At 67.0% G+C, this 25,710-nt stretch carries 23 protein-coding genes; 12 read left to right on the top strand and 11 right to left on the bottom strand.

Translation table 11 applies throughout. The features are described from left to right. The first annotated feature begins 60 nt into the window (after positions 1-60). Entirely contained in the window at positions 61-1,074 is a 1,014-nt protein-coding gene (locus ACTHNC_RS17890; protein WP_440295991.1) for an agmatine deiminase family protein, read from the top strand. 9 nt (positions 1,075-1,083) lie between these two features. Here ACTHNC_RS17890 and ACTHNC_RS17885 read toward each other — a convergent pair whose 3' ends face one another. From ACTHNC_RS17885 to ACTHNC_RS17870, 4 genes are all read right to left on the bottom strand, one after another. Continuing rightward, positions 1,084-2,286, bottom strand: a complete 1,203-nt coding sequence (locus tag ACTHNC_RS17885) for a glycoside hydrolase family 3 N-terminal domain-containing protein (protein ID WP_440295982.1) — start codon at positions 2,284-2,286, stop codon at positions 1,084-1,086. A gap of 137 nt (positions 2,287-2,423) precedes the next feature. After that, entirely contained in the window at positions 2,424-3,857 is a 1,434-nt protein-coding gene (locus tag ACTHNC_RS17880; protein WP_440295981.1) for a dicarboxylate/amino acid:cation symporter, read from the bottom strand. A 97-nt stretch (positions 3,858-3,954) separates the two neighbouring features. Then, the gene (locus ACTHNC_RS17875) at positions 3,955-5,592 is read right to left on the bottom strand and encodes a fucose isomerase (protein WP_440295980.1); all 1,638 of its coding nucleotides are present in this window, start codon (positions 5,590-5,592) and stop codon (positions 3,955-3,957) included. Next, positions 5,589-8,168 (bottom strand): GH116 family glycosyl-hydrolase, encoded by a 2,580-nt coding sequence (locus tag ACTHNC_RS17870; RefSeq protein WP_440295979.1) that lies wholly within the window; start codon positions 8,166-8,168, stop codon positions 5,589-5,591. Before ACTHNC_RS17870 ends, ACTHNC_RS17875 begins: the two co-directional genes overlap by 4 nt. Positions 8,169-8,438: 270 nt before the next feature. Here ACTHNC_RS17870 and ACTHNC_RS17865 point away from each other — a divergent pair, with 270 nt between their 5' ends. Genes ACTHNC_RS17865 through ACTHNC_RS17850 form a run of 4 tightly spaced genes read left to right on the top strand, consistent with a single transcriptional unit; the run spans position 8,439 to position 12,316 of the window. Then, entirely contained in the window at positions 8,439-9,872 is a 1,434-nt protein-coding gene (locus tag ACTHNC_RS17865) for an ABC transporter substrate-binding protein (RefSeq protein WP_440295978.1), read from the top strand. Next, positions 9,869-10,861, top strand: a complete 993-nt coding sequence (locus ACTHNC_RS17860) for a carbohydrate ABC transporter permease (RefSeq protein ID WP_440295977.1) — start codon at positions 9,869-9,871, stop codon at positions 10,859-10,861. Before ACTHNC_RS17865 ends, ACTHNC_RS17860 begins: the two co-directional genes overlap by 4 nt. A 5-nt stretch (positions 10,862-10,866) precedes the next feature. Continuing rightward, positions 10,867-11,688 carry a carbohydrate ABC transporter permease gene (locus ACTHNC_RS17855; protein ID WP_440295976.1) on the top strand — a complete coding sequence of 274 codons (822 nt, stop codon included), beginning with the start codon at positions 10,867-10,869 and terminating at the stop codon, positions 11,686-11,688. Positions 11,689-11,716: 28 nt separating this feature from the next. Then, complete coding sequence (locus tag ACTHNC_RS17850; protein ID WP_440295975.1) at positions 11,717-12,316, top strand: AAA family ATPase; 600 nt, start codon at positions 11,717-11,719, stop codon at positions 12,314-12,316. A 36-nt stretch (positions 12,317-12,352) separates the two neighbouring features. On the opposite strand, the gene ACTHNC_RS17845 is transcribed toward ACTHNC_RS17850, so the two are convergent. Continuing rightward, positions 12,353-13,372 (bottom strand): LacI family DNA-binding transcriptional regulator, encoded by a 1,020-nt coding sequence (locus ACTHNC_RS17845; protein ID WP_440295974.1) that lies wholly within the window; start codon positions 13,370-13,372, stop codon positions 12,353-12,355. Between the two features lie 205 nt (positions 13,373-13,577). Between ACTHNC_RS17845 and ACTHNC_RS17840 the strand changes: the two genes are divergently transcribed. After that, positions 13,578-14,699, top strand: a complete 1,122-nt coding sequence (locus ACTHNC_RS17840; RefSeq protein ID WP_440295973.1) for a glycoside hydrolase family 172 protein — start codon at positions 13,578-13,580, stop codon at positions 14,697-14,699. Positions 14,700-14,715: 16 nt separating this feature from the next. Here the strand turns inward: ACTHNC_RS17840 and ACTHNC_RS17835 are convergent, their stop codons facing one another. After that, a complete protein-coding gene (locus ACTHNC_RS17835; RefSeq protein ID WP_440295972.1) occupies positions 14,716-15,855 on the bottom strand; it encodes a DUF4185 domain-containing protein in 1,140 nt (379 codons plus the stop codon). Positions 15,856-16,008: 153 nt separating this feature from the next. On the opposite strand from ACTHNC_RS17835, the gene ACTHNC_RS17830 reads away from it, so the two are divergent. The 3 genes from ACTHNC_RS17830 (at position 16,009) to ACTHNC_RS17820 (ending at position 18,926) form a co-directional block, all read left to right on the top strand. Then, entirely contained in the window at positions 16,009-16,983 is a 975-nt protein-coding gene (locus ACTHNC_RS17830) for a hypothetical protein (RefSeq protein WP_440295971.1), read from the top strand. A 28-nt stretch (positions 16,984-17,011) separates the two neighbouring features. After that, entirely contained in the window at positions 17,012-17,920 is a 909-nt protein-coding gene (locus ACTHNC_RS17825) for an SMP-30/gluconolactonase/LRE family protein (protein ID WP_440295970.1), read from the top strand. Between the two features lie 736 nt (positions 17,921-18,656). Continuing rightward, positions 18,657-18,926, top strand: coding sequence for a hypothetical protein (locus ACTHNC_RS17820; RefSeq protein WP_440295969.1), 270 nt, complete (start codon positions 18,657-18,659; stop codon positions 18,924-18,926). Positions 18,927-19,045: 119 nt separating this feature from the next. Here ACTHNC_RS17820 and ACTHNC_RS17815 read toward each other — a convergent pair whose 3' ends face one another. Together ACTHNC_RS17815 and ACTHNC_RS17810 are read right to left on the bottom strand one after the other, a co-directional pair. Next, the gene (locus tag ACTHNC_RS17815) at positions 19,046-19,855 is read right to left on the bottom strand and encodes a family 1 encapsulin nanocompartment shell protein (protein WP_440295968.1); all 810 of its coding nucleotides are present in this window, start codon (positions 19,853-19,855) and stop codon (positions 19,046-19,048) included. Next, the gene (locus ACTHNC_RS17810; RefSeq protein WP_440295967.1) at positions 19,852-20,949 is read right to left on the bottom strand and encodes a Dyp-type peroxidase; all 1,098 of its coding nucleotides are present in this window, start codon (positions 20,947-20,949) and stop codon (positions 19,852-19,854) included. Before ACTHNC_RS17810 ends, ACTHNC_RS17815 begins: the two co-directional genes overlap by 4 nt. 85 nt (positions 20,950-21,034) lie before the next feature. On the opposite strand from ACTHNC_RS17810, the gene ACTHNC_RS17805 reads away from it, so the two are divergent. The 3 genes from ACTHNC_RS17805 (at position 21,035) to ACTHNC_RS17795 (ending at position 23,043) form a co-directional block, all read left to right on the top strand. Continuing rightward, on the top strand, positions 21,035-21,556 hold the full coding sequence (locus ACTHNC_RS17805) for a hypothetical protein (RefSeq protein ID WP_440295966.1): 522 nt from the start codon (positions 21,035-21,037) through the stop codon (positions 21,554-21,556). Positions 21,557-21,723: 167 nt separating this feature from the next. Beyond that, on the top strand, positions 21,724-22,644 hold the full coding sequence (locus tag ACTHNC_RS17800) for an SGNH/GDSL hydrolase family protein (protein ID WP_440295965.1): 921 nt from the start codon (positions 21,724-21,726) through the stop codon (positions 22,642-22,644). Positions 22,645-22,758: 114 nt separating this feature from the next. Further along, entirely contained in the window at positions 22,759-23,043 is a 285-nt protein-coding gene (locus ACTHNC_RS17795) for a Fe-S cluster assembly protein HesB (protein ID WP_440295964.1), read from the top strand. 86 nt (positions 23,044-23,129) lie between these two features. Here ACTHNC_RS17795 and ACTHNC_RS17790 read toward each other — a convergent pair whose 3' ends face one another. The 3 genes from ACTHNC_RS17790 to ACTHNC_RS17780 are packed head-to-tail and all read right to left on the bottom strand — an operon-like array spanning position 23,130 to position 25,706. Beyond that, positions 23,130-23,783, bottom strand: a complete 654-nt coding sequence (locus ACTHNC_RS17790; RefSeq protein ID WP_440295963.1) for a LuxR C-terminal-related transcriptional regulator — start codon at positions 23,781-23,783, stop codon at positions 23,130-23,132. After that, positions 23,770-24,810 carry a sensor histidine kinase gene (locus tag ACTHNC_RS17785; protein WP_440295962.1) on the bottom strand — a complete coding sequence of 347 codons (1,041 nt, stop codon included), beginning with the start codon at positions 24,808-24,810 and terminating at the stop codon, positions 23,770-23,772. Before ACTHNC_RS17785 ends, ACTHNC_RS17790 begins: the two co-directional genes overlap by 14 nt. Continuing rightward, positions 24,807-25,706, bottom strand: a complete 900-nt coding sequence (locus tag ACTHNC_RS17780) for a UbiA family prenyltransferase (protein ID WP_440295961.1) — start codon at positions 25,704-25,706, stop codon at positions 24,807-24,809. Before ACTHNC_RS17780 ends, ACTHNC_RS17785 begins: the two co-directional genes overlap by 4 nt. Positions 25,707-25,710 lie beyond the last annotated feature (4 nt).

Here is a 25,710-nt window from a genome sequence, read left to right as displayed (position 1 = left end):
GCCGAGGCATCCGACGCCGCCGAGCCATCCGACGCAGCCGACAGGGCTCCGCTGTGGCGCATGCCCGCCGAGACCGAGCCACAGGACCGCATCTGGATGGCGTTCCCGCCCGACGGCGGCTACCTCGGCGACACGGCCGGCGAACTCGACGAGGCGCGTACCGCGTGGTGCGAGGTGGCGCACAGCATCCTGCGGTTCGAGCCCGTGACGATGGTGGTGGATCCGCACGATCTCGCGGCGGCGAGACGCTATCTCTCCAGTGAGATCGAGCTCGTGACCGCGCCGCTCGACGACGCGTGGATGCGCGACATCGGCCCCACCTTCGTGCTCGGCGAGAACGGGCGCCTGGGCGGCGTGACCTGGCGGTTCAACGGATGGGGCGCGCAGGACTGGGCGCAGTGGGGCAGCGACTCGGTGATCGGAGCGCTCGTCGCCGCCCGAGCCGGAGTGACGCGAGTCGTGAGCAACCTCGTGAACGAGGGTGGCGCCATCAACGTGGACGGTCTCGGCACCGTGCTCCTCACCGAAACGGTGCAGCTCGATCCCGGCCGTAACCCGGAGCTCAGCAAAGAGGATGTCGAGGCAGAGCTGGCGCGTACGATCGGCACGACGAATCCGATCTGGCTGAAGCGCGGGCTGTACCGCGACGCCAAGCGCTTCGGCACGCGTGGCCACGTGGACATCGTCGCCACGATCCCGTCACCGGGTCGGATGCTCGTGCACAGCCAGCAGGATGCCTCGCACCCCGATCACGAGATCACCCGCGACATCCTCGACACGCTCCGCGCTTCACGCACGCCCGATGGCGCGGAATGGGACCTCGACGAGCTGCCCGCACCGCAGGTGCTGCGTGACGAGGAGGACTTCGTCGACTACAGCTACGTCAACCATCTGGTCGTCAACGGCGCCGTCATCGCGTGCACCTTCGATGATCCGAACGATGAGCAGGCGATGGACATACTCGGCGAGGCATATGACGGCCGCGAGGTGGTCGGAGTGGATGCGCGAGCCATCTTCGAGCGCGGCGGCGGCATCCACTGCATCACGCAGCAGCAGCCGCGTGTGGTGGGTTGAGGCTGCCACTCACCCGAACTGGTCGCGCTTGAGCTGAACGACGCGACGGGCTGCGGCGTCGACGACCTTTGCGAAGGCAGGGTCGGACTGCGCCTTCGTCGCCACCGCCGACACCACGGGGGCCGCGAGAGACGGATCCGCCGAGAGCAGCACGATGTCGACGCCGGCTTCGAGCGCGAGCACGGCTCGGTCCGCAGGCGACCAGGCGGAAGTCTGCTCCGCCGCCGACATGTCGTCACTCATGATCACGCCGTTGAAGCCGAGCTTCTGGCGCAGCAAGCCGGTGACGATCGCGGACGAGAACACCGCGGGCCCGCCCGGGTCGAGCTGGGTGTAGATCGCGGTCGACATCATCACGACCCGGGCTCCGTGCTGGATCTCGGTGCCGAACACCCCCACGCTCGGGCTCGTCGCCGTGGTGATGGTGTCGGTGACACCGGAGTCCGTGTCGGTGTTTTCGGTGACAGCGCCGAGACCCGGGAAGTGCTTGATCACGGGGACGACGCCGGCGGTATCCATGCCGGCGCGGAAGGCATCCGCGTGCGTCGTGATCGTGGCCGGGTCGTAACCGTACTGCCGGTCGAACCCACCGATCGGTGGATTGTTCGCTGCGTCCTGTGGCGAAGGGATGAGGTCGACGACCGGTGCGAGGTTCATGTTCACACCGGATGCCATCAGCTCGCCTCCCCAGCCGAGTGCCGCGTCCTTCAGCTGCATCGGATCCATACCGCCCTGCTGCAGCCCGGAGGGCATATCCTCGAAGCCAGGTCCGTTCAGCACCTGCACCTCGCCGCCCTCCTGGTCTGTCGCCACGAAGAGCGGCAGGCCCGCGGTCGTGTCCGCCCCGACAAGGGAGGTGAACTGCGACACCACGGCCTTCGTCGCAGCCACGCCACCGTGCGACCGGCCCGCGAGAAAGACGTTCCCCACGTGCAGCGACTTCACCGCGTCGAGTGTGGTGGGGTCAGCGGCCGTCGCCTGCGTGCCGACCATGAACAGCTGACCCACCTTCTGCTGGAGGGTCATGCCCGCGATCGGGTCCGTCGGAGTGGGCGTGGGCGTCGGTGTCGCTCGACGGCTGGGCGCGACGGATGCCGTGTGATGCGGCTTCGGAGTGGGCACCGCGCACCCGCTCAACAGGCCGGACCCGAGCAGCCCCGCGAGTGCGACCACGGCGGCCGCGCGGAGCATCCGAGTCGTCGGTCTGCGCACCGAACCAGCGTAGGCGCTACACAAATCGGCATCCGCTACACGTCATTTGTGTAGCGGATGCCGATTTATGTAGCGGATGCCGATTTGTGTAGCGCGTCGCTGAACTACGCGCGCGGTGCTCGAACCTCGCGACGGGCTCAGGCCGCGGCGGGCTCGAGCTCCTTCTCGTCCACGTCGTCGTCGTTGAACGGGTCGCTGCCGTTCCGACGCGCGTTGTAGAGACCGAGGTTGAGGATGCCGTTGCGCTTGGCGACGATCGTCGGCACGAGTGCCTGCCCTGCGACGTTGATCGCGGTGCGGCCCATGTCGATGATCGGGTCGATCGCCAGCAGCAGCCCGACGCCGGCGAGCGGCAGACCCAGCGTGGAGAGCGTGAGGGTGAGCATCACTGTCGCACCCGTGGTGCCGGCCGTGGCCGCGGATCCGATCACGGCGACGACGACGATCAGCAGGTACTGCCCGAACGACAGGTGGATGCCGTAGAACTGTGCGACGAAGATCGAGGCGAGCGCCGGGTAGAGGGCCGCGCATCCGTCCATCTTGGTGGTCGCGCCGAGCGGCACGGCGAAGGACGCGTACTCGCGCGGCACACCGAGGTTGCGCTCGGTGATGCGCTCCGTGAGCGGCATGGTGCCCATCGACGAGCGCGAGACGAAGCCGAGCTGGATGGCAGGCCACGCACCCGAGTAGTACTGCTTGATCGACAGTCCGTTGGTGCGAACGATGATCGGATACACGACGAACAGGATGATCACGAGTCCGACGTAGATCGAGATCACGAAGACGCCGAGCGAGCCCAGAGCATCCCATCCGTAGGTGGCGACGGCCTTCGCGATGAGTGCCAGGGTGCCGATCGGGGCCAGGCGGATGATCCACCACAGCACCTTCTGGATGATCGCCAGCACCGAAGTGGTCAGGGTGAGGAACGGCTCCGCCTTCTTGCCGACCATGAGCGCGGCGATGCCGATCGCGGCGGAGATGACGATGACCTGCAGCACGTTGAACGAGACGGCTGTCGTGACGGATGCCTGTGCGCCGGTCCCGACGACCTGCGACTGCGCCTGCAGGCCGAACACGTTCGCCGGGATGAGGCCGGTGAGGAAGGCCCACCAGGAGCCGACGTGGGTCGGGTCGGCGGCATCCGCCTTGCTGACGCCCGTGTGCGAGCCCGGCTGCACGATGAGGCCGAGCGCGATGCCGATGAGCACGGCGATGAACGCCGTGATCGCGAACCAGATCAGCGTCTGCACGGCGAGCCGCGCAGCATTCGAGACCTTGCGCAGGTTGGCGATCGAGCTCACTACCGCCGTGAAGACCAGCGGCACGACCGCTGCGGTCAGCAGTGAGACGTAGGCACCCCCGATCGTGGTCACGGTCGCCGTGAGCCAGTTCGGATTCAGCGTCGTGCCGCCGAGCGTGCGGGCGATGAGACCGACCACGACACCGGCCACCAGGCCGGCGATGATCTGCACACCGAACGAGGTGTACCAGCGCTTCGGCTTGCGCTTGGGCTTGTCGCCCGCTGTGTCGTCGCCTGAAGGATGCTGGGCTGCGGAAGTCGTCGATGTCACGCCGAGACACCTTAGTGAGCGGACGCGGTAAGCGCTTGCAGCGTGACGCTCTGTTACGGTCGCATTCTTCGACTGCTCGACTGCGCCGATGCGCCACCTACATCGCGACGTCGCCGCAGAGATGCACGTGCACGCCGAGCTCGGCGAAGAACGCCGCCTTCGCCAGCAGTGCACGGTCCGCGGTGGCCGCATCCGGTGCGTACACGACCTGTGCGTGGTTCGCCTTGTGCCGCGCCATCAGCTGGTCCCGGCTGACGCCGTGCAACACGGCGTGCATGATCGGCCACTGCGGGTCGGTCGCATCCAGCCGCCGCTGCGTCTCCTCCGCCGGCAGCTCGGCCACGTGACCGCGGCCCAGGTCGACGTGCAGCTCGCCGTCCATGATGAAGACCCGCGACCACACGATCTCGCCGGGTTTCGAGCATCCGCTCAGCGTTCCCCCGCCGAGCGGGAAGAACATCGGCGGCTGACGCATCGAGTAGCTCTTGTCGTAGCCGCCGTTGTGCGAAGCGGGAACGGATCCGGAGATCTCGAACACCCACACGAACTCGCCGTCGTATTCCTCGCCCCAGCGGATGTCGTGCAAGGTCGTCGCCGGGTCGAGGCCCATGGCCGTCCAGATGCGGTTCGTGACGAGCGCATCGACCGCCACTCCCTCGTCCACCTCGTTGAAGTGCGGCAGCGGATGCCCGGCATACAGCTCGCGCTGCCCGTCGCGGCTGAACACCGCCGGCCGCTCCACATTGTTCAGCAGCCCCTCGGCGAGGTCGCTGGCCGGCACCGTGTCCTTCAGTCCCTGCTGGTACTGGATGCCCACGGCATCCAACCCGAAATCGTCCGCGATGCGCAGCGCAGCGATGTACATCGCGAACTGGCTCAGCACCTGGTCCTCGGTCAGCTCCGTGGCGGGGTCGGATCCGAAGTGGAACGTGAACCCGCGCTCATCGAGCCACCGCTTGATCGCGCACTTCTCGTCGTCGCTCACCTTCTTCATCTCGGCGACGAGTGCGCTCTGCGAGAGCCGCTCCTTGTAGATGCCGAGCGGGTTGAGCAGTTCGTCGTCGAAGATCGCGTTGTACATGCCCATGCAGCCCTCGTCGAAGACGCCGATGATGGCCTTCTCGTCCCTCAACTGCCTGGCCAGCGCAGTCCCGAGCTCCACCTCGGGGCTCTCCGGGTCGAGCGCCGGGAGGTCGCGCACGTGCGACTGGTCGTGCTCGATCGTGCCGGTCTCGAGCCACTCGCCGAGCTTCGCGCGGGCCCAGGCATCCGTGAAGTCGGCGCTCCACAGCGCGGAGTAGTCGACCTGCGCCTTGGTCATGCTGCCGGTGAGGCCCAGCAGGCCGACGAGCCCCGGAAAGTCGCCGGCCCAGTTCGCCACGACCAGGATCGGGCCGCGATGCGTCCGCAGCCCCGGCAGCACGTGGTGGCTGTACTGCCACACGGCGTCGACCACCACGACCGGCGCGTCGGCGGGGATGTTCTTGAACACCTCGATGCCGGCCCGCTGGCTGTCGATGAACCCGTGGCCCTTCTGCTCGTCGAACGGATGTGCCCGCTCGATCGACCACCCGAACGACTGCGCGGCAGCGGCGAAGTCCTCCTCGAGCCTGCGCTGCGTCGGCCAGCACTTCACGTTCGCGCTCGGTCGCAGGTCACCGCTGGCCACCGTGTAGAGCGTCTTCGGCTTCGCCTCCGGACGGCTCAGCGGGGTGGGAAGGGCGTAGGTGCTCATTTCGAGTTCTCCAGTGGTGTCGTGGTGATGGTGAGAGGTATCGCGTCGGCGGCGGTGAGCGCTACGTCGGATGCCGTCAGTCGGCCGAGCCGCGGATGCGTCACCTCTACCGCGTGCGCCGTCAGGTGCCCGCCGAGCACGCGCAGCCGCGCGCCGTCGTCGTCCAGCTCGACGACGCCCCAGCCGGTGCCCGTCGTGAACGGAATGCTCGCGTCTCCGTCGCAGAACACGGCGTCGACCGGTGCGACGCTCAACCGCCCGGCCGGTGCATCCCACTGTGCTCCCGTCAGCGCGAGCAGCACCCCCCAGCTGGCCATCGACCGCGCATAGTGGTTGCCGCACTCCGCCTCGTTCCATGGATTGCGACGGATGCCGTCGTGCCGCGCCCGCGTCGCCCGCACGATCTCGAGGCCTTCGTCGATGAATCCCTCGTAGATGAGGTTCGTGGAAACCTGGTACTCGATGCCGGTCCACACCTCGTCGGAGTAGACGAAGGGGATGCGCGGCCGCCCGCCGTTCGGCCAGGTGCAGAGCACGAGTCCGGCCTCGTCGTTCAGTGCGTAGGTGCGCTGAACGCTGGCGTAGTCGTCGAAGCCGCGCCGGAAGTTGTGGCGATGGATCGAGCGCACGGCGCTCTTCACGTGCCCGGCGGGAAGGATGTGACCGAGGCCGACGAGGTGGGCGAGGGTCTGGCCGAGCAGCTGGTCGCAGAGGCAACCGGTGCCGTACTGATAGCGGTGCGCGTCGACGTCGTCGAGACGCTGGTCGTAGTACTCGCCGTTGTAGAGCATGCGATCGACGAGTTCGGATGCGGTGTCGGCCGCGCACCCGTACCGCTCGGCCGCCTCGGAGTCACCAAGGTGCTCCGCCATGCGAGCTGCAGCCGCGAGCGCGGCGATGAACATCGAGTTGGCGAGCGAGTTCTCACCGTAGAACTCGATGTCGTACGTGTTGTGCTGCTGGCTGTCGAGCACGCCGTCACCATTGGAATCCCACGCGGTGAACGCGAAGTCGACAGCCCGCTTGGCCGCCGGCCAGAGTTCGCGCAGAAAATCGTCGTCACCACTGAAGCGCCACTCGCGGTAGAGCCGCACGACGGTGCCCATCTGTCCGTCGACCGCCGGGTGGAATTCCAGCGGTTCGGCGTCGAACACCGAGTTGGTGCGGAAACGCATGCGCCCGTCGGGCAGCGTCTCGTTCAGGAACTCGTTGCGCCGCGCGTTGCGTTCCAACGACGGGAACAGCGCGGCGAGCGTCTGCGCGTAGTTCCACACGTGAGTGCACGTACCCTCGCAGCTTCCCGCGTGGTCGAAGCTGCCCTCCCAGGCGGCGAATCGACCCTCCCCGGTGCCGTCGGCGATGCGGAAGCACGTGGTGCTGCGCGCCGCTACGAGCGTGGAGGTGACGGCATCCACCACCTCCATCGGAAGCGTGGAGTCGTAAAGCGCGTCGTGGAACGCCCGGGTGGCCGCCTCCAACTCGGGCAGACGCGTGGTGACGTCGCATGCCGCCGCCCAGGCATCGGCGTACCGGGTCGCGTACTGGTTCTGCACGATGTCGTCGGCGTGGGTGTTCGGAAGCCCGACCATGCCGTTCCAGGCCTTCGGGCGGTTCGGTGTGTGCCAAGCGAGCACGAACTCGATGTCGCGCGTCTCGCCCGGCCCGAGCTCGTTCTCGACGGAGATGCTGCCGGTGCGCAGCTTCGGGAGCCTGGCGACGTCGCCGCCGTCGAGGCTGAACACGGGTGACGGTTCGAGGCGCCCTGTTGCTGTGAAGGCGTCCCAGAACAACTGGATGCCGTCCTGCCAGAAGTCGACGGGCCAGCATGGCGTCGCGGTCACCTCGTCCGTCGTGGTGAGCGTGGCGGTGCCGTAGCGCACATCGTCGGGCTCGAGGTCCGTGCCGAATGCGAGGCCGCGGATCCGTCCGTCGTCCCGGAACTCGACGGTGGGCATTCCCGCGTACTCCGGGAACTGGAACACGTTGTGACCGGTGATGGCCACCGGGTTCGACATGGCGGCGGCGAGGTTCACGCGCACAGCATCATCGGTGGGATTGGTGATCGTGTAGCGGAAGACGGCGGCAGGGATGCCCGAATCGTCGGCATCCAGCGGCACGAGCGGCGTGAACGCGGTCAGCCGCACGCGCACCGGCAGCCGGTCGTCGTCGAAGTCGACGGTCGCGATCGGATACTCACCGCGGAACCGCGAGGACTGCAGCCGCGGAAGTCCGCCGACCTTGCCGATGTGGTGTCCGGAGTCTCCCTCGTGCGGCGCCTGCAGTCGGCTCTCCAGCATGCGCACCACGGCGTCGCCGCCCGTGGGCTCTGCCCGGACCGCGAAGAAGGTGAACGGCAGCCACGTGCCCTTGTCCGGATGGTTCGAGATCTCCCAGTCGCGCAGCTCTCCCCTGGCGCCGATCGACACGTTGCCGGTTCCGATGCCGCCGAGCGGGAACGCTGCGACGGATGCGTCGGGGCCGAGGATCCGCGAGCCTGACTCGCCCGCGGCGAGGCCCCGCTCTGCGGCGCCATCCCGCGCTGCATCGCGGATCCCGCGGGCCTGCTGGTCGGTCATCGTCGACGTCGCCTTTCGTGTAATCGGTTTCAAGTATGTTGGCACACCCTCAAGCACGCAAGAGACCGGCGCACGCGTCCTTCCGACACCACAGGAGCACCGTGGTTCGGGAATCGGTTGCACGAATTACGTGGATATATCGATTTCATATCGTCGGGCGCTCACGCCGCCAGAGCCGTCTTGACAAGGCTCAATGCTCCGTGTTTACGTGTGCGTAATCGATTTCGCGAGGAATCGTGGCAAAGACGGCACGGAGTGGAAGGACTCACCTTGCAATCATCATCGGAGGGTCGCTCGATCGACCTCCACTCGGCGTGGACGCGTCGCCGGGTGCTCCAAGGCATACTCATCTCCGCCGCTGCCCCGCTCGGTGCGTCTCTCCTCACCGCCTGCGGCAGCGGCACTCCCGGGCAGCCGGCCGGCGGAGGCAACAGCGGCGGCCGCAAGGTCATCAACTTCTGGTCGCAGCAGTTCGAGGACTGGCAGAGCGCCTGGGAGAAGAAGCACGTAGCGGCGTTCAACGCCAGCCAGAGCAAGTACAAGGTGGAGCTGTCCATCGTGCCTGCCGATGCGTGGGCGCAGAAGCTCAAGGCAGCGCAGGCGGCGGGCAACGGACCGGATGTCTACACCATCAGCTACGGCAACATCGGCTCCGCGGTCTCAACCGGTTCCCTCGTGCCGCTCAACGGGCTGATCAAGAGTCAGTACCTCGACGACATCGATCCTTCGATCGCCAAGTTCGTCAGCGCCAAGGCGACTCCGTCGTCCTCGCTCAAGCAGTACGCGTATCCGTGGCTGGTGGAGCCGTCGACCGTCATGTTCTACCGCAAAGACCTCTTCCAGGCCGCTGGACTCGACCCGAACAAGCCGCCGACACGCTGGGATCAGCTCCCCGACATCGCCGCCAAGCTCAAGAAGGGCAATGTGTACGGGCTGGGCACCGCTTCCGTGGCGGCCGACCTGTCGTGGTCGAGCTGGGGCCTTCAGCAGAACGCGGCAGAGCACTATCCGGTGAAGACCGACTGGTCATCGGCGGATCCCACGATTCCGCCCTACGTCAAGCTCGCCGAGTTCTACGCGTCGCTGTACAACAGCGGCGGGATGCCGAAGCAGGCGCTCTCCGCGTACGCCGACGGAACGCCGCTCGGTCAGGGCAAGCTCGCGATGCAGATCACCGGCTCCTGGTTCATCGGACTGCTGCGTCAGCAGTTCCCGAAGCTGGAGAGCAAGATCGCGGCGGCGCCCATGGTCTCGATCGACGGAGACCAGACCCGTCCGACCGCGACGCTCGGCGGATGGACCCTCGCCATCGACGCCAAGTCCAAGACGCAGGATGGCGCAGCCGACTTCATCACGTACCTGCTGGCATCCGGCCAGAGCGTGATGATGGACTACTTCAAGGCGTCGGGCTGGTCGAAGTATGCTGCGCGCACGTCGATCGTCAAGGCCATCGACGCCGACTCGTCGGCGCAGGCCGACCCGTTCCGCAAGATCATCACCGACAAGATCGTCAAGTACGGCGTGCCGGAGGCGACGTACCCGATCGACCTGTCGACGGACATCGCCACGGCGATCGAGAAGTCCATGAAGGGAACGAGCGCTGATCAGGCGCTCGCAACGGCCAAGCAGCAGATGAACCAGTTCATCTCCAGCAACAAGCTCGCGGGAACGAACACCCAGGCGAGCGTGCAGTCCGGCTCATGACCGGCGCCGTCACCGGGTCAACGGGAACGGGCATGACGGAACTGCCCAGGCAGGCGGGCGTCGCTTCGGCGACGCCCGCCCGTCGCGGTTCGCAGAAGATGGCAGGAAGGCGTCGCCGCCACCGCGACAATCTGATCGCCTATCTGATGCTCGCGCCCGTGGTGATCCTGCTCATCATCTTCGTGATCGTTCCGCTGATCAGTGCCGGATACCTGAGCTTCTTCAACTGGAGCTTCTACCGCGCCAGCGAGTACGTCGGCTTCCGCAACTTCGTGAACGTGCTGCAATCGCCGGACTTCCTCGCCTCGATCGGCCGCGGACTCCTGTTCGCCACGATGGTCGTCCCCACGGTGATGATCCTGGCGTTCCTCTTCGCCAACATCGCGAGAGGACTCGGCGGCAAGATCGCCGGCTTCGTCAAGACGTCGATCTACATTCCGACGATCATCTCCGGCGTCATCGTCGCGATCGTCTTCACGATCATCTACGACTACTCCGGCGGCGTTCTCAACTGGTTCCTCGGCCTCTTCGGCGTTCAGCCGATCGCGTGGCTCGCCGACCCGTCGATCGCGCTCCCGGCGCTCGCGGTGCCCGAGGTGTGGATGATGTTCGGGTTGACGGCGCTCATCATGCTCGCCGGTGTGCTCGACATCCCCGAGAGCTACTACGAAGCAGCCGCGCTCGACGGCGCCGGCTGGTTCAAACAGATGACGTACATCACGATCCCGTCGCTGAAGAACGTGATCCTCTACCTCTTGATCGCGAACTTCACCGCGTCGATCCAGGAGATCAACCTCCCGCTTCTGATGACGCAGGGCGGACCCCTGAACGCGACGCTGCTTCCCAACCTCTACCTCTTCAACCACTTCACGCAGGACACGTACCAGGGCCAGCCCATCGCGGGCGCCCTGCTGCTGTTCATTGTGCTCGGGGCCATCTCGGCGTCGATCTTCGCGGTCCTCAATTCAGAAAAGGCGGTCGACGGCTGATGGCGATGAAAGAGCGCTCATCCGTGCGCATCCCCCGAGTCGTCGTCGGCGTGTTCTTCGGGCTGGCCGCGCTGTTCCCGCTTGCCTGGATGGCGCTGTCGGGCTTCAAGCTCAACTCCGACGTGCTGGCCACCCCGTTCAGCTTCTTCCCGCCGAGCTGGCACGTCGAGAACTACGTTCAGATCCTCGTCGACCCGGAGTTCTCGCGCGCGATGATGATCACGTTCGCGGGAGCAGCGATCTTCACGGTCTTCTCGATCGCCATCAACTCGATGGCCGCCTATGTGTTCGCTCGCCTGGACTTCTCGTTCAAGCGCACACTCTGGGTGATCGTGATCGGCACCATGTTCATCCCGAACATGGCGATCCTGCTCACCTCGTTCATCGTGGTGACGAAGCTGCACATGCTCGACACGATGCTCGTGCTGATCCTGCCGCCGCTGGCGTCGGCCGCGCAGGTGTTCTTCATTCGGCAGTTCTACCTGAACATCCCGATCGCTCTTGAGGAGGCGGCGCTCCTGGACGGCGCGGGACGCTGGCGCATCTTCACGCGCATCTTCCTGCCGCTGTCGCAACCCGCCTTCGTGGTGGTCGGCGTGACGTCGTTCATGGCGTACTGGAACTCGTACGTCTGGCCTGTCATGACCATCACCAGCCCCAACCTCTACGTGGTCGGGCAGTACCTGGCGAACTTCCGGGTCTCCCGCGGGCCCGAGCTCGGCCTCCTGATGGCGGGTTCGATGCTCGCCGCGCTCCCCGTGATCATCCTCGTGCTGATCTTCCAGCGGAAGATCATCGGCAACATCAAGATCGCCGGCCTGAAGTAGCCTGGCAGTCGTCCGCCGAGGAGACCGCATGCTGTTGTCATTGAGCGGGGCGAGCGGCTCCGGGAAGTCGACGGCCCTCCGCTCGCTGATGGCAGCCGACTTGTCGCAGCGGATCGAGTGTGTCGAGTTCGACTCGATCGGAGTGCCGGTCGACGCCGACACCGCTTGGCGGCATTCGGCCGTGGAGCACTGGGTTCAGGCGGCGGTGACTGCGCAGAGTTCGGGCAAGCACTTTCTCCTCTGCGGCCAGGTCCCCCTCGGTGAGTTGCTCGCTGCCCCGTCTGCGGATCGTCTCGACGGCATATCGATGCTCGTCCTGCACTGTTCGCCTGAAGTACGCCGCAGGCGGCTGCGGGACCGCGGAGAACCTGAGGAGAGCATCCCGCATCACGTCATGTTCGGCGAATGGTTCTATCGGCACACGCTCGACCCGGCTCATTCGCCCGAGGTGATCCGCGTCGACAGCACGACTCCGATGCGGTGGGAACGCTGGGAGAACTGGCGGAGCGGCGACGCGCGCTGGAACGCTCGCATACTCGAGACGGACGCTCTGGACCCGGGCCAGGTCGCAACTCAGGTCGAGGCCTGGGTGCGCGCGACGCTGCCGGCGGAGACGGCACCGACCTGACGCTCTAAGGCGAGTCAGGAGCCGATCCGCATCGACTCATCCGATCGCGGCTTCGGTTTCAGGCTTGTTCGTCTCGGCGGCTGTCGGCGCCGTGAGCGTGTTGCGCAGCACCACCGTGCGAGCCGGTTGCTTGTCCCCTCTAATTCGCTCCAGCAGCATCGTCGCGGCCGTGACACCGAGGTGCCGTGCCGGCAGGTGCACGACCGTGATGCCTGCCGGTGCGAGAGCGGCGAACGGGAGGTCACCGAAGCTCGCCATCCCGACGGCCGGAGGCATCTGCCTGCGCTCGATGAGCACCTGAAGCGCACCGACGCTCATCAGGTTGTTGGCGACGAACACCGCGTCCGGCGGCTCCGGCATCGACAGCAGAGCGCGCATCGCATCCCGGCCACCGTCGACCCGGAAGTCGGCGTTCAGCAGGTAGTCCTCCGGCCGATACGCCACCTTCGCCGCGGTGGTGGCCGAGCGCCAGCCGTCGGCGCGCAGGATGGCCGTCTCGACATCCGCAGGACCGGTGATGCACGCCACCCGCCGGTAGCCCTGGTCGAACAGGGCCTGCGTCGCCGCGCGCCCTCCCGCCCTGTTGTCGACGGTGACGGCGTCGACCTCCACGCCGTGCGGGCTGCGGTCGACGGCGACAACGGGACGGCCACGGGCGAGGAGACTGTCGACGTTGCTGTGCTCATCCGCCGCCGCGATGATGACGCCGCCCATGTCCTCGCTCACCGCGATGTCGAGGTACTTGGCCTCCTTCTCGCGGTCGCCGTCGCTGTTGCAGAGAACGACCGAGTAGCCCGCGGCGTGAGCGACATCCTCCACTCCTCGCGCGAGCGAGGTGAAGAACGGGTTCTCGATATCGGGGATGACGAGCGCCAGCACCTCGGAGTTGCGCTTGCGCAGCGTGCGCGCCGTGCGATTCGGCGTGAACTTCAGCTCGTCGGCGGCCTTGCGCACGAGCTTCGACTTCTCCGCCGACACGTTCATGCCGTTGAAGACACGCGAGACGGTGGCCGGCGACACCCCGGCCAGTGCTGCGACCTCGTAGATCGTGGCCATCGACTCTTCCCACCCATGCTCGGCACCGCCTCACGCGGGCGATGTCCGTACTGTAGCGCCGCCCGTTCACCGAGTTGACACCCGGAGAAGGCGAGCCCTAGATTGATTGAAATCGATTGCAAGCCTACGGGATGTATGGCTTTGCATCCAACGATTTCGGCCGGTACCCGTATCGATTCGACAACGACGTAGAGGAGAACTTGACGTGACCATCGGCGACCTCGGCTCGCTCGCCCGCCTGCGCCAGGTGCAGACCCGTTCGATCAGTCCGGAGAACTTCGACGGCTCGGTCGGCGGTGGCGGCCGCGCGACCGAGGGCACCGGCGCATCCTGCGCCAGGGACCTCGGGCCCGGATGGAAGGTCTCGCCGAGCGTCGACATCGCAGCGGGCGAGACTTTCGAGCTGGCGAGCATCAAGGGCGCGGGCAAGATCCAGCACATCTGGATCACGACTCACACCGACAACTGGCGCACGCTGCTGCTGCGCGCTTACTGGGACGGCGCATCCGAGCCGGCCATCGAGGTGCCGTACGGCGACTTCTTCTGCAACGGCTGGGGCCGGTTCGCCCAGGTGGACTCGCAGGTCATAGCGGCGAACCCGCACGGCGGCTTCAACTCGTACTGGCCGATGCCGTTCCGCGATGGCGCACGATTGACCGTCGAGAACCTCTCCGATGGCACGGTGCGCGTCTACTACCAGGTCACGTACGAAGTCGGCGGCGACTACGCGGACGACGGATACCTGCACGCCCACTGGCGCCGCAGCAACCCGCTCGAGTATCTGAAGACCCACACCCTGCTCGAGGGCATCGAGGGAGCCGGCCAGTACGTCGGCACGTACATCGCCTGGGGCGCCAACAGCGCCGGGTGGTGGGGAGAGGGCGAGATCAAGTTCTACCTGGATTCCGACGAGGAGTACCCGACGATCTGCGGCACCGGCACCGAGGACTACTTCGGCGGCGCCTGGAACTTCGACGTCCCAGGCAAGGGCTACACCGAGTTCTCCACGCCCTACCTCGGCATGCCGCAGGTGATTCGACCGGACGGCCTCTACGACAGCCAGCAGCGCTTCGGCATGTACCGCTGGCATCTGGCAGATCCGATCCGGTTCGCGGAGCGGTTGCGGGTCGACATCCAGGCGCTCGGCTGGCGCAGCGGGTGGCGCTACCTGCCGTTGCGCGACGACATCGCATCGACGTCGCTGTTCTACCTCGACCGACCGACGGCGAGGCGCCCGAAGACGCCGACGGCCGACGACCTGGAGGTTCACCTAGGCCGTGAGGCCGTCCCCGACCTCGGTGCGACACCGCCACGGATGCCCGCCTGACTCGCCGGCGGTCGCGTCACTTCTTCTTCAGGTCGGCTCGGTACCAGAACACGTTGTACGGACCCCACTTCGAGAGCGTGAAGTAGATGGTGCGACCGCCGTTCGCGGTGTACTGCGGGAGCATGAACGGCGCGTACAAGCCCGGGACGTCGGTTGACGAGACGAGTGTCTTCGGCGTCGACCACGGACCCCACGGACGCGCGCTGTCACTGATGACCGCACCGGCTCCTGCACCGTCGGTGTAGGTCATGAGCCAGCGCTGCAGGTAGTCGTTCCACACCACCGACAGCTCCCCCACTGTGCCGTCGGCGACCACCTTCGCGTCGGCGACGTTCGCACTCCATTGCGGTGTGCCATCCGACTTCGTGCCTGAGAAGTAGCGGTAGGCGCTCTGCTTCTCGACATCCTTCTCGGCGACCTTCATCAGCTTCACGGGGCCGAATCTGCCGTGAGTGACGCCCCAGAAGTAGAGCTCGTCGCCCACCTTGGTCACGCTGACCTGCACGAAGTTGCTGTTGCCGCCCCACCGCGGCGAGGCGAGCTTCTTCCAGGTCTGGCCGTGATCGGTCGACTTGGCCAGACCCGCGTAGTTCGTCTCCCACTCGCCCGGATCGCCCCAGTGCCTCACCGACATGTAGTCCAGGTACATGGCACCATTGGCCGCGAACCCGTATGTCGGGATCGTCGTCATCTCGACCTCGTCGACCTTCTTCGACGAGATCAGCTCTTTCGCCCAGCCCTGCTCGTCGACGATGTAGCCGTCGAGGTGGATGCCGTCCGCCGGGTCCGCGTCGGTCGTGTACGCCATCGTGTTGGAGCGCCACTCCGTTCCGCCGCCGCCCGTCATGCCCGGATCGCGCTGGCCGAACGTGTCGCCGAAGACGAACCAGGTCTTGCCGTCCGCCTGGAACATCGAGCCGAGATCCTGACCGGCGACCTCGAAGCGACCGGTGCTGTTCGGCGACTTCGGACCGGTGAGCTGCGACACCTGATGCACGTTCGTCACGCCGGCGAGGGCGGAAGGCCGGTCCTTCGTGGAGAGCATGGCGGCCGGGTCGTCGCCTGAGCATCCGGCCAGTGCGAGAGAGGCCGCAGCACCCACGGCCAACGCGACGACTACGCGCACAGGGCGGCGTTTCGGTGCAATCGTGAACATCGGCGATCTCCCCATCGAGTCGGTCATGGTCGACAGGACCATCCGAAATCGGTTTCGTCTGTCCGTCGAGAATTACGTGCGACGATAGCGGAAATACGTGCAAACTGATACCGAAACCGATTCCATTACCTGTGGCATGCGAAGGAGAGTCAGTTGAACCCGAGCCAGTCCTCCGAATCGGAACCGAGGCCGCCCGTCGTCGACGGCGGCTGGGTCCGCCCGAGTACGGTGTGGCCGGCAGAACCGCGATGGGGCTTGGCAGAGGGCATCCAGGTCGGTCTCAGCCCCATCCCCGGCCCTCGGGGCCTGGTGCGCATCTTCACGCCCTATCTCGGTCAGCCGCAGAGCCGACTGCTCAACTTCCTCGCCTTCGAGCCGATACCCAGCGGCGCCACCGAACGCGGCTACAGCGAGCTCGAGCACAGCTCGTGGGACCTCGAACCCGGCAAGCGATTCTGGAGCGCCGAGACGATCGACGCAGGCCCCGCGCCGTCCGAGCATCCGGTCCGGGGAACCATCGATGAGGTCGACGGCGTCGAGCGATTGTCGCTCTACGTGCACAGCGAGCCCTTCGACAACGGCGCGCGGGTCGCGGTGCGCATCGAGTTCAGAGCCGACCGCCCCCACGAGTTCTCCATCGAGACGTACCGTCTCCCCGGATCAGTGCCACTCGACGCCTTCGTCGTCACCGCGACCATGGGCAACTTCGCGCGCCTTCGCCGCCTGCAGCTGCTCGATGAAATCGTGACGCCGAGCACTATCTGGCCGCACTTCGACGGCGAACACGTCGCGGCACGCCGCCGGTTCGCGCTGGACAGGCTTCGGAGAACGCCGACCGGGGGCGTGACGGTTGCGGTCTCGTCTGACGAGCCCGACCCCGTGTCCGCGGTCTATCACTCCTCGGTCGCCGACCATTGGCGCTACGTGGGGTCACCGGCGGTGCAGTCCTGGGAGGCGGAGGATCCCGACCCGGCGATCGCCGCGAGCGTCAACGCCCGACGCGTCTACTGGGCGAGCGAATCGCCCATTCCCGGTGGCGACGCCTTCGAGAACGTCGAGCTGATCGAGCCCTTCCGGCAGGGACGCCGATTCGTCTTTCGAGTCGAGCCGCTCGAAACGTCGGCGTGAGGGCCTCGGGATGCGATGGAATGGCTGCATGACGACCGATCGCATCCCTGCCGTGTTCGAGCGCCTGGACGAGCGCTTCGACGGCATCCGCGGGGACTCCGAGTTGCGCATCCTCTTCGACGACGGTCGCTGGCTCGAGGGCCCGGCGTACTCGCCGCAGGGTCGTTTTCTGCTGTTCAGCGACATCCCGAACGACCGCGTGCTGCGCTACGACGAGGTGAGCGGACGCATCGACGTGTGGGCGAGCCCAGCCGGCTTCGCGAACGGGCGCACCGTCGACACGCAGGGCCGGTTCGTCGAGTGCCAGCACGGGTACCGTCGCGTCGTGCGGCGAGAGCACGACGGCTCGACGTCGGTGCTGGCGGATGCCTACGGCGGGCTACCGCTGAACAGCCCGAACGACGTCGTGGCCCGCTCCGACGGCTCTGTGTGGTTCACCGACCCGTCGTACGGCATCCTCACCGAGTACGAGGGGCACAGGGGCGAAGAACGCATCGGCAGCCGCAACGTGTACCGCTGGGCTGCCGAATCGGGTGCGGTGGATGCCTCGCTGACCGCGGTCGTCGACATCCTCACCCAGCCGAATGGCCTCGCCTTCTCCCCCGATGAACGACTGCTCTACGTGAGCGACAGCGAGCTGCGGACGATCACCGTGTTCGACGTCGACGGCGATGGTCTGCGCGACGAGCGTCCGTTCGCGTCCAGCGACGCGGGGTACGACGGGCTGCGGCTGGACGACCAGGGGCGAGTCTGGGCGGCGACCGGTGAAGGCATCCACGTCTATGACCGAGACGGCACGCTGCTCGGCCTGCTCCGCCTGCCCGAGATCGCCGCGAACCTCGAGTTCGGCGGCCCGCAACGCAACACGCTCTACATCACCGCGACGACGCGGCTCTACGCCATCCGCGTCACGGTCGAGGGAGCGAAGCGGCTCTGAGCGGGACGTGCAGCGCAACGAGTAGAGCATGATTCCGTATGGATGCTTGCGCCCAGCGGTGATCCACCGCTAGGTTTACCGAGGCCCAGTCAGGGCCGAACTCGGTCCGGCTCGCGCGGCGTCGTCGCGCTCGAGCGGACAGGAACACGAAAGGGGAACGTCATGATGCACGCCATCACGCACACTCAGCCTCACACCTTCGTGTTCCGCGGCGCCTCCCTGCTGCGCGGGCGACGTCTTGGCACGGGAGCATCGTGCTGATCGCCACGCGCCGCTAGCGGCATCCGAGGCAACACCGCCGTACGAGCGGACGCCACTCCCGTCGGTTGAGCACGCGGACTTTGCCCGTCACTGCCTCGATCGACTCGGTTGAGCGGCTCAGCTGTCGCTAAGCCCGGCCAGCCGCGAGCACCCGGCGCACACGCCTGCCCTCGCACGTCTGCCCGCGGCAGAACGTGCCCGCGGCAGAAAACGCCTCCATTCCGCTAACGGGCGACCCATCGTCTCTTGTATCGCGGCTTCGCCGCTCAAGGCTCGATCAGTTCGGCCGGACGAGCAAGCTCGCCCGGCTCTCACCTCAATCGCCTATATCCGCCCATCGAGATCGCGACCGACGGCATCTGTCGAACGTCGCGTGAGCCTCGCTTCGACAGCAGAGTCGCCGCGAGCACCCGTCGAACCGGCCACCGCTCGTTCGACGCCATCACGAGAGAACCGAACCAAAAGGAAACGAACCATGAGTACGCAGACACTCGACCAGCAACGAGCGTCGACGACCGAGGCCATCGCCTCTCTTCGCCGGAACACCCACCCGCCGAGTCCGCTGGACCGCCTTGCGATGCGAGTCGGCCTGGCCCTCGTGCTCTGGAGCAGGCACGAAAGCCGTGCTCGCCCCAGTCGCGACGAGGAATGGGAGCTCGCCGCACGGCAGAACCGGCTCGATCGGGAGCGCCGGGAACGCGAGGTTACGTGGCTAGTCGCCATGCACAAGCTCCCGCCACGGTGATCGCCATGCACACGATCACTCTGCAAGGCATCCTGGCCGCTGCCGAGTACATTTCGGCGGCGGCCGGGACACCAGCGCAGGTTTCGGCGAGCTCACCCGGCGGGGTCGCGGCCGGGACGTCAGCCGATGACGACCTGGATGGCGGCCTCGGGGGTGTTGACGCGGAAGCTGAACGACTCCTCGAGATAGAGGTTCACGCCCCGGGCGTCGTGCGAGCTGTAGCCGATCGCGAGGTCCTGACCGACCTCGAGCACGAAGTCTCCGCCGCGCAGGCTGAGCACGACGACGCCGTCGAGTCCGGGGACCCACTCGACGGGGCCGCCGAGGATGTCACGCAGGTGTCGGATCAGCGGGTAGCCGCCTCCCTCGTTCGCCTCGATCACGCTCGTCCACTGCGTCGGTCCCAGCGCCAGCGCGTAGGGTCCGTCCACTCCTGATCGCATCAGCGCGGCGATCGCCTGCGTGACCACGTCGTCGTAGTCCTGCGGAGCACCCTCGTGCACCAGTGGTCGATGCGGCGAAGCGGCGACAATGCCCGTGATGCCGGCCGCGTCCCATCCGTTGAAGACCGCCGAGTTCTCCACTCGCGCCGCACGAACCGCCGCCTCATCGAGCGGACCGAGGTCGACATCCTCGGCGCCGCGATCGGCGCCGTCGAGCTCATCGCGCTGGAGCGTGAAGTCCGCTCGCACCTCCACCAACGGCAGCACCTTACGGCTGCGCGCTGTGACGGATTCCTCCGGTGCAGCAACGACGCCGGTCACGCGACCGAGGTTGGTCGCCGAGTACTCCCAACCGTGCGGCCCGGAGAAGTCGACGAGCTTGCGCGCGCCGAGCGCAACGGGCAGGCGGGCGGATGCCTCGGCATCCAGCAGCGCCCACGTCGCGTCGGTGAGCGGCGCGTGGCCGCGCAGCAGATGGTTCGTCATGATGCCGTCCCTTCCAGTTCGTCAGTGGGAGCGCGCAGCGACCCGATGCCGAGCGAGCCGTCGGTCTCTTCGTTGTTCGACGCCTTGGTCCCCTCGTCGCCGCCCGAGCTCAGTCCCAGCGTCCCGGCAAGGGCCATCGGGTCGGCGAGCGTCTGCAGCACCGGGTTCGACGGCACGAAGAACGTGCCGCCCGTCACCGGAGTCGACACGTCGAGCAGCTTGTCGTAGAAGCCGGGCGGATCCCCGATGAACATCCGCTCCATCATGCGCATCGTGACCCAGAGCTGAGCGGAGTACCCGATGAAGTAGGTGCCGAACTCCCCGGCTCCTGGTCTGCCGAACGGCATGTTGTCGCGAAGGATGTCGTGCTCGACGCCGTTCTCGTCCACGATCGTCGCGAGCGTCTTGTGCGCCTTCTGGTTCTCGACGCTGTCTGGCAGCTCGACGTTGTCGAGCTTGGTGCGACCCATGACCGCCTCCTGCTGCTCGACGGTGAGCGACTTCCAGGCATCCATGTCGTGCAGGTACTTCTGCGCAACGACGTAGCTCCCGCCGGCGAAGCGCGGATCCTCGTCGTCGATCACGGCCGTGGGCGTGAGGTCGCTGCCGATCGGATTCGCGGTGCCGTCGACGAACCCGAGCAGGTCGCGCTCGTCGAAGTAGCGGAAGCCCTGGGTCTCATCCGCGATGCGCACGGCGCTGCCGAGGGCATCCAGAAGCAGGCGCTCGAGCTCGAAGCACAGGTCGATGCGCTCGGCACGGATGTGGAAGATCAGGTCGCCGGGCGTCGAGACCGCGGTGTGCACGTCGCCGCGGATCGTCGGGAACACCTCGAGCTCGGCGGGACGGATGTCGGGAACCAGTCGGTCCCACAGCAGACGGCCGATGCCGACGACGCACGACAGATGCCCGCCGAGGTCGCGGAATCCGACGGTCTTCACGAGATCGTCGATGCTCGAGATGGTGTCGCGCACCGTGTCGAGCGAGGCGGAATCCGGTCCGACCGTCACGACGAGGAACACGGCGAATCTCGAGAGCGGGGCATCGACGCTCTGTGCATCGATCGGCACCCGATCGCCGTGTTCGGTCGACATACCGGTTCCCCTTCCGCCTTTGCCACACTACCGCCGGGCGGATCGCCCTGACCGCTTCGCCCTTTCCGAGGTAAGTTCACTTCACATGGGGGAGGAACGAGCCAAAGCGCGCGCCGGCGCGGCCGCGCGGTTCGTGATGAACGCGTTCAGCACAGAGGCCACCGTGTACGGCATCGTGCTGGTGACCGCTCTGACCGCCATCGGCTGGAAGTTCGAGACCGACCTCGAGGTGCTCGGCTTCATCGTCGTCACCACGCTCATCTTCTGGGTGACTCACGTCTACGCTCGCGCGGTCGTCGCGCACGACGACGAGGCCACCGAGCCGATACCCGTGAAGACGGCGCTGGCCGAGTCGATCCGCCATTCCTTCGGGATGCTCCTGGCCATGCTGCTGCCGGCGTTCTTCCTGCTGCTGGCAGCGCTGAATGTGATGGACGAATACGTCGCCTACTTCGTGGCGCTGCTGATCGGCATCGCGATGCTGATGGCCATCGGCTACATCGTCGCGCAGCGGAACCGTCGGCCCTGGTGGCGGCGCATCCTGGCCGCACTGATCACCGGCGCACTCGGCGTGATCGTGATCGTGCTCGGCATCCTCGCGCACTAACGCCTCCGGGGCGTCGAGCGTGCGACGACTCACAGCGCGACCACATCGAATTCCGTTTGGTTCCAAGGCACCGCGGGTAACGTTTCAAGTACCCGTTGATGTCTGCGACGCACACGATGACCGACCACGACCGAGCGGCAGAATCGCCGCCTTCCCGCGCTCGATGGATGCTCGCTGTCCGGCTCGTCGCAGTGGGCATCGGTTCCGTGTTCGCGGCGCTCGCCAGCGTCGCCGCTCTCACCGTCGCCGAGGGCTTCTGGGCGCGCGGGCGCCTGCTGCCGTCACGCACAGAAGACCCGGAGGCGACGAGGGGGCTGTTCGGACGGCAGTATCAGGAGCCGCCGCTGCACCTGGTGCTGATGGGGGACTCCCTCGCGGTCGGGTACGGTTCGGAGGATCCGACGGAGACAGTCGGCGTCATTCTGGCGAACGAGCTCGCCGAGGTGGCGGAGCGTCCGGTGCAGTTGGAGAACGTGGCACGGGTCGGCGCCGAATCGATCGACCTCCTCGTGCAGCTGGGCGAAGTGCGTGAGTTCACGTCACGGCCGGACGTCGCCGTCATCATCGTCGGCGCCAACGACGTGATGCACCTGCGTCCTCTCAATGAGTCGCTCGGGGCTCTGCGCACGACGATCACCGAACTCCGCGGCATGGGCACCCGCGTCGTGCTCGCCAGCTGCCCGGACCTGGGAACGGTGCGTCCGTTCTTCGAACCCCTCCGGTACTTCGCGCACTGGCTCGGGCGCCTGCACGCGACCAGCCAGACCATCGTCGCGCTGCGAGCGGGTGCGCGCACCGTCTCACTGGCGGATTCGCTCGGGCCGCTCTTCCGCAAGGAGCCCGGCACGATGTTCTCGGAGCTGGATCATCTGCATCCGTCCGGGCTCGGCTACCGGCACGCCGCCGAGGTGCTGCTGCCGAGCGTGCGCGCCGCGGCGGGATACCCCGCGCGCGACGGGAAGTTCGTGCCATACCGGGTCTACGACAAGAACAGCAGACATCCGCTCGCCTGGCTCGCGTTCTGGGCTTCCCGCCGCGCGGGAACGCGCCTGCGGCGCGTGCACGGCACGACGACCGTCTCTGCGTGACGGCCGGCCGACTGCGAACCTGGGTCTCCCCGCACAATCTGCTCGAACGGGTTGCGGCTGCGCGGCATTGACGGAATCGTGGCCGACTCGATGTAAGCAACCGGAAGGAGAGCCATGCTCACCCTCACCGAGAACGCCACCACGATCGTGAAGACGCTGACCACTCAGGCGGTCGATTCACCGGAGGGCGGCCTGCGCATCAGCAGTCCGGATCCGAACGCCACCACCTTCTCGGTGGCCGTGGCGCCGGCGCCCGAGGCCGACGACCAGGTGATCGTCGATGGCGATGCGCGCGTCTTCGTCGAGGAGAACGCCTCAGTGGCGCTCGCCGACAAGGTTCTGGATGCCCAGCTCGACGATCAGGGAGCCGTGCACTTCCAGCTCGGGCTGCAGGCGTAGCTCGCGGTCTGTCGCTCAGCGCGGCAGGCGGCGCAGCCAAGGCGGGTCACCCTCGGGTGGCCCGCCTTTTGCGTGTCCGGTGTGGTTCAGCCCAGCAGCCCTCGGTCGACGGCCTTGCGCACCGCGTCGGTGCGGCTGGTGGCGCCGAGCTTCTGGAACAGGACGTACACGTGCCGCTTCACGGTGCCCTCGCCGATGCCGAGCTGGGCGCCGATCTCCTTGTTCGACTGCGCCAGGCTGATCAGCCGCAATACCTCTAGCTCCCGCTGCGTGAAGGCATCCTTCTCCGTGTGCGCCGGACGCTTCGCCTCCGCCGCGGGAGGTGTCATGACCGCGTCGACCAGCGCGTCGATGAGCACAGCGCCCGAGGTCGACTTGCTGAGAAAAGCGCGAGCGCCCGAGCGCAGCAGCACGTCCCGCAGCGGCGCATGGTTGTGCATGGTCACGATCACCACGGCCGACTCCGGCGAGATGCGACGCAGCTTGCGCAGCGTCTGCTCCACGGGCGTGCCATCGATGTCGACGTCGAGGATGACGAGCTCCGGCCGGCACGACTCGACGACGGCCACCCCCTCCGCACTGGTGGCGGCCGAGCCGACGACGTCGATGCGGCCGTCGTGTTCGAGCAGGCCGCCGAAAGCGTCCAGGAACACGCGATGATCGTCGATCAGCACGGCGCTGATCGGCGTGGCTCGCGCCCGCGTCGACTCCTGCGTTGTCCGGCCCTCAGTCGTTGGCATAAGGCACTTCCACGAGCACTCGCGTTCCCTCGCCCGGTCTCGACTCCAGCGAGAATGTCGACCCGATCAACTCCGCCCGTTCCCGCATCCCGACCAATCCCATGGCTCCCGGACGGATGCGCAACGGACTGAAACCGCGGCCATCGTCCCAGACTGTGACGGCCAGGCCGCCGACATCCCACTGCAATCGCACTCCCACCCTGGTGGCCTGCGCGTGCGCGAACGAATTGCGCAGCGCCTCGCGGATGATCAGGAAGACCTGGTCGCGGGTGGCATCCGCCAGAACCCGTGGCTCGCCCGACATCGACACCTCGAAGTCGATGCCCCGCACCTCGGCCTCGGCGAGATAGAGGTTCACCGACTCGATCAGCGACCGCGACGTGGTGATCTGCCGCAGCTCCGTCGCGATCGTCTGCGCCTCGTCGAGCGCTTGTCCGATGAGCTCACGGGCATCCGCTCGCGTCGCCGTGCCGTCGGCACCGGACTGGGTCTCGGCGAGATCCAGTTTCATCAGACCGGATGCCAGCGTGTGCGCCACCCGGTCGTGCAGATCCCGAGCGATGGATGCCCGCTCCTCCCGCTGCACCGCCGTGATGCGGTTGAACAGCACCTCGACGTACGCCACGGCCGCGGCGCCCATCATGCGGAAGATCTGCCCGCTGAGCGTGAGTGCCACGGCATCGGAGGGGAGCGGATGCCCCGCTGCGGCCACCGCGTCGGTCACCGACGGCAGACCCACCGCGAACAGCAGCCGCGCCGCGAGCAGGCTCTCCGACGGGTGGATGTGCTGACCGGCCCTGGCCAACCCGACACCCGCGCCCCGGTCGTCGAGCGCGCTGCCGTGCTCCTCGATCACGAACCCCAGCTCGAGGAACGTGAGGCGGATCAGGTATCGCACCTGGTCGTGAAGTTCCTCCTCGACCTGGTCGTCGGCGACGAGCGCGCTTCCGGTCTGTGCCAGACCGTCGCGCACCTGCACGAACACGTGCTCCACGACCTCGTCGAGGCGACTCCGTTCGATCTTCACGCCACCACCACGATCACCAGATTCGAGATCACCTGACTCACCATGAACACCGCATACATCCGTTTAGTCTCGAGGCTTCGGCCGTAAGCGGCCAGTCCGATCATCACCAGAGCGGCGGCGAGCAGGCACGCCGCGACCACGCGAGCCACCACCGAGGGGATGAACAGCCCGGCGACCCCGACGACGCAGCATGCGATGGCAGTCGCCCACGCCGCGCGACGGATGCCCAGGCTGACCGGGAGCGTACGCCTGCCGGCCGCCCGGTCGCCGGCCACGTCGCCGAGGTCCTTCGTATTGCCGGCGACGGCCATCCATGCCGCCATCAGCACCGCGATCGCGATCGTCTCGGGCTTCGGTGCGCCTCCCGTGGTGAACGCCCCGCCCAGGTAGGTGGCGATTCCACCGCCGAAGATCGCGAGGGATGCCGACCAGACACGTTGCTTCGCGGCGTGCCTGCCCGCCGAGTACAGCCATCCGAACCCCATCATGGCGAGCGCACACACCAGCAGCCCCAGCCCGACGACCGCGCTCAACACGACGGCGGCCACCGCGAACGCGATGCACCAAGCGATCGCGACCCGCACCGAAAGACGCCCGCTGGCCAGCGGTCGGGTCGACCCGTTCAGCCTGTCGCCGGGGATGTCGGAGACGCCGTTCAGCAGGTACACGAACCCGGTCGCGGCGATCCAGGCGACGACACCGAGGCCGAGGAGCGCCCAGTCCGCGGCCCGCAGCGCGGCCCAGCTACCCGACCAGCCCAGCGATGCACCGGCCACGAACCGCAACGCGAACATCGCGAGCACGATCGGACGGCACTCCGCGAACACCAGCGGCACGACCCGCCAGCCGAGCCCGCGGGCATCCTCGCCCTGCCTCGACTCCGCATCGATCGTCACGCCC

It is taken from the genome of Humibacter sp., from assembly GCF_051954055.1.
In the GTDB taxonomy this organism is placed as follows: Bacteria; Actinomycetota; Actinomycetes; order Actinomycetales; family Microbacteriaceae; genus Humibacter.
Note: the sequence above shows the minus strand (reverse complement) of the source record. Positions and strands in the feature narration are given on the sequence as shown.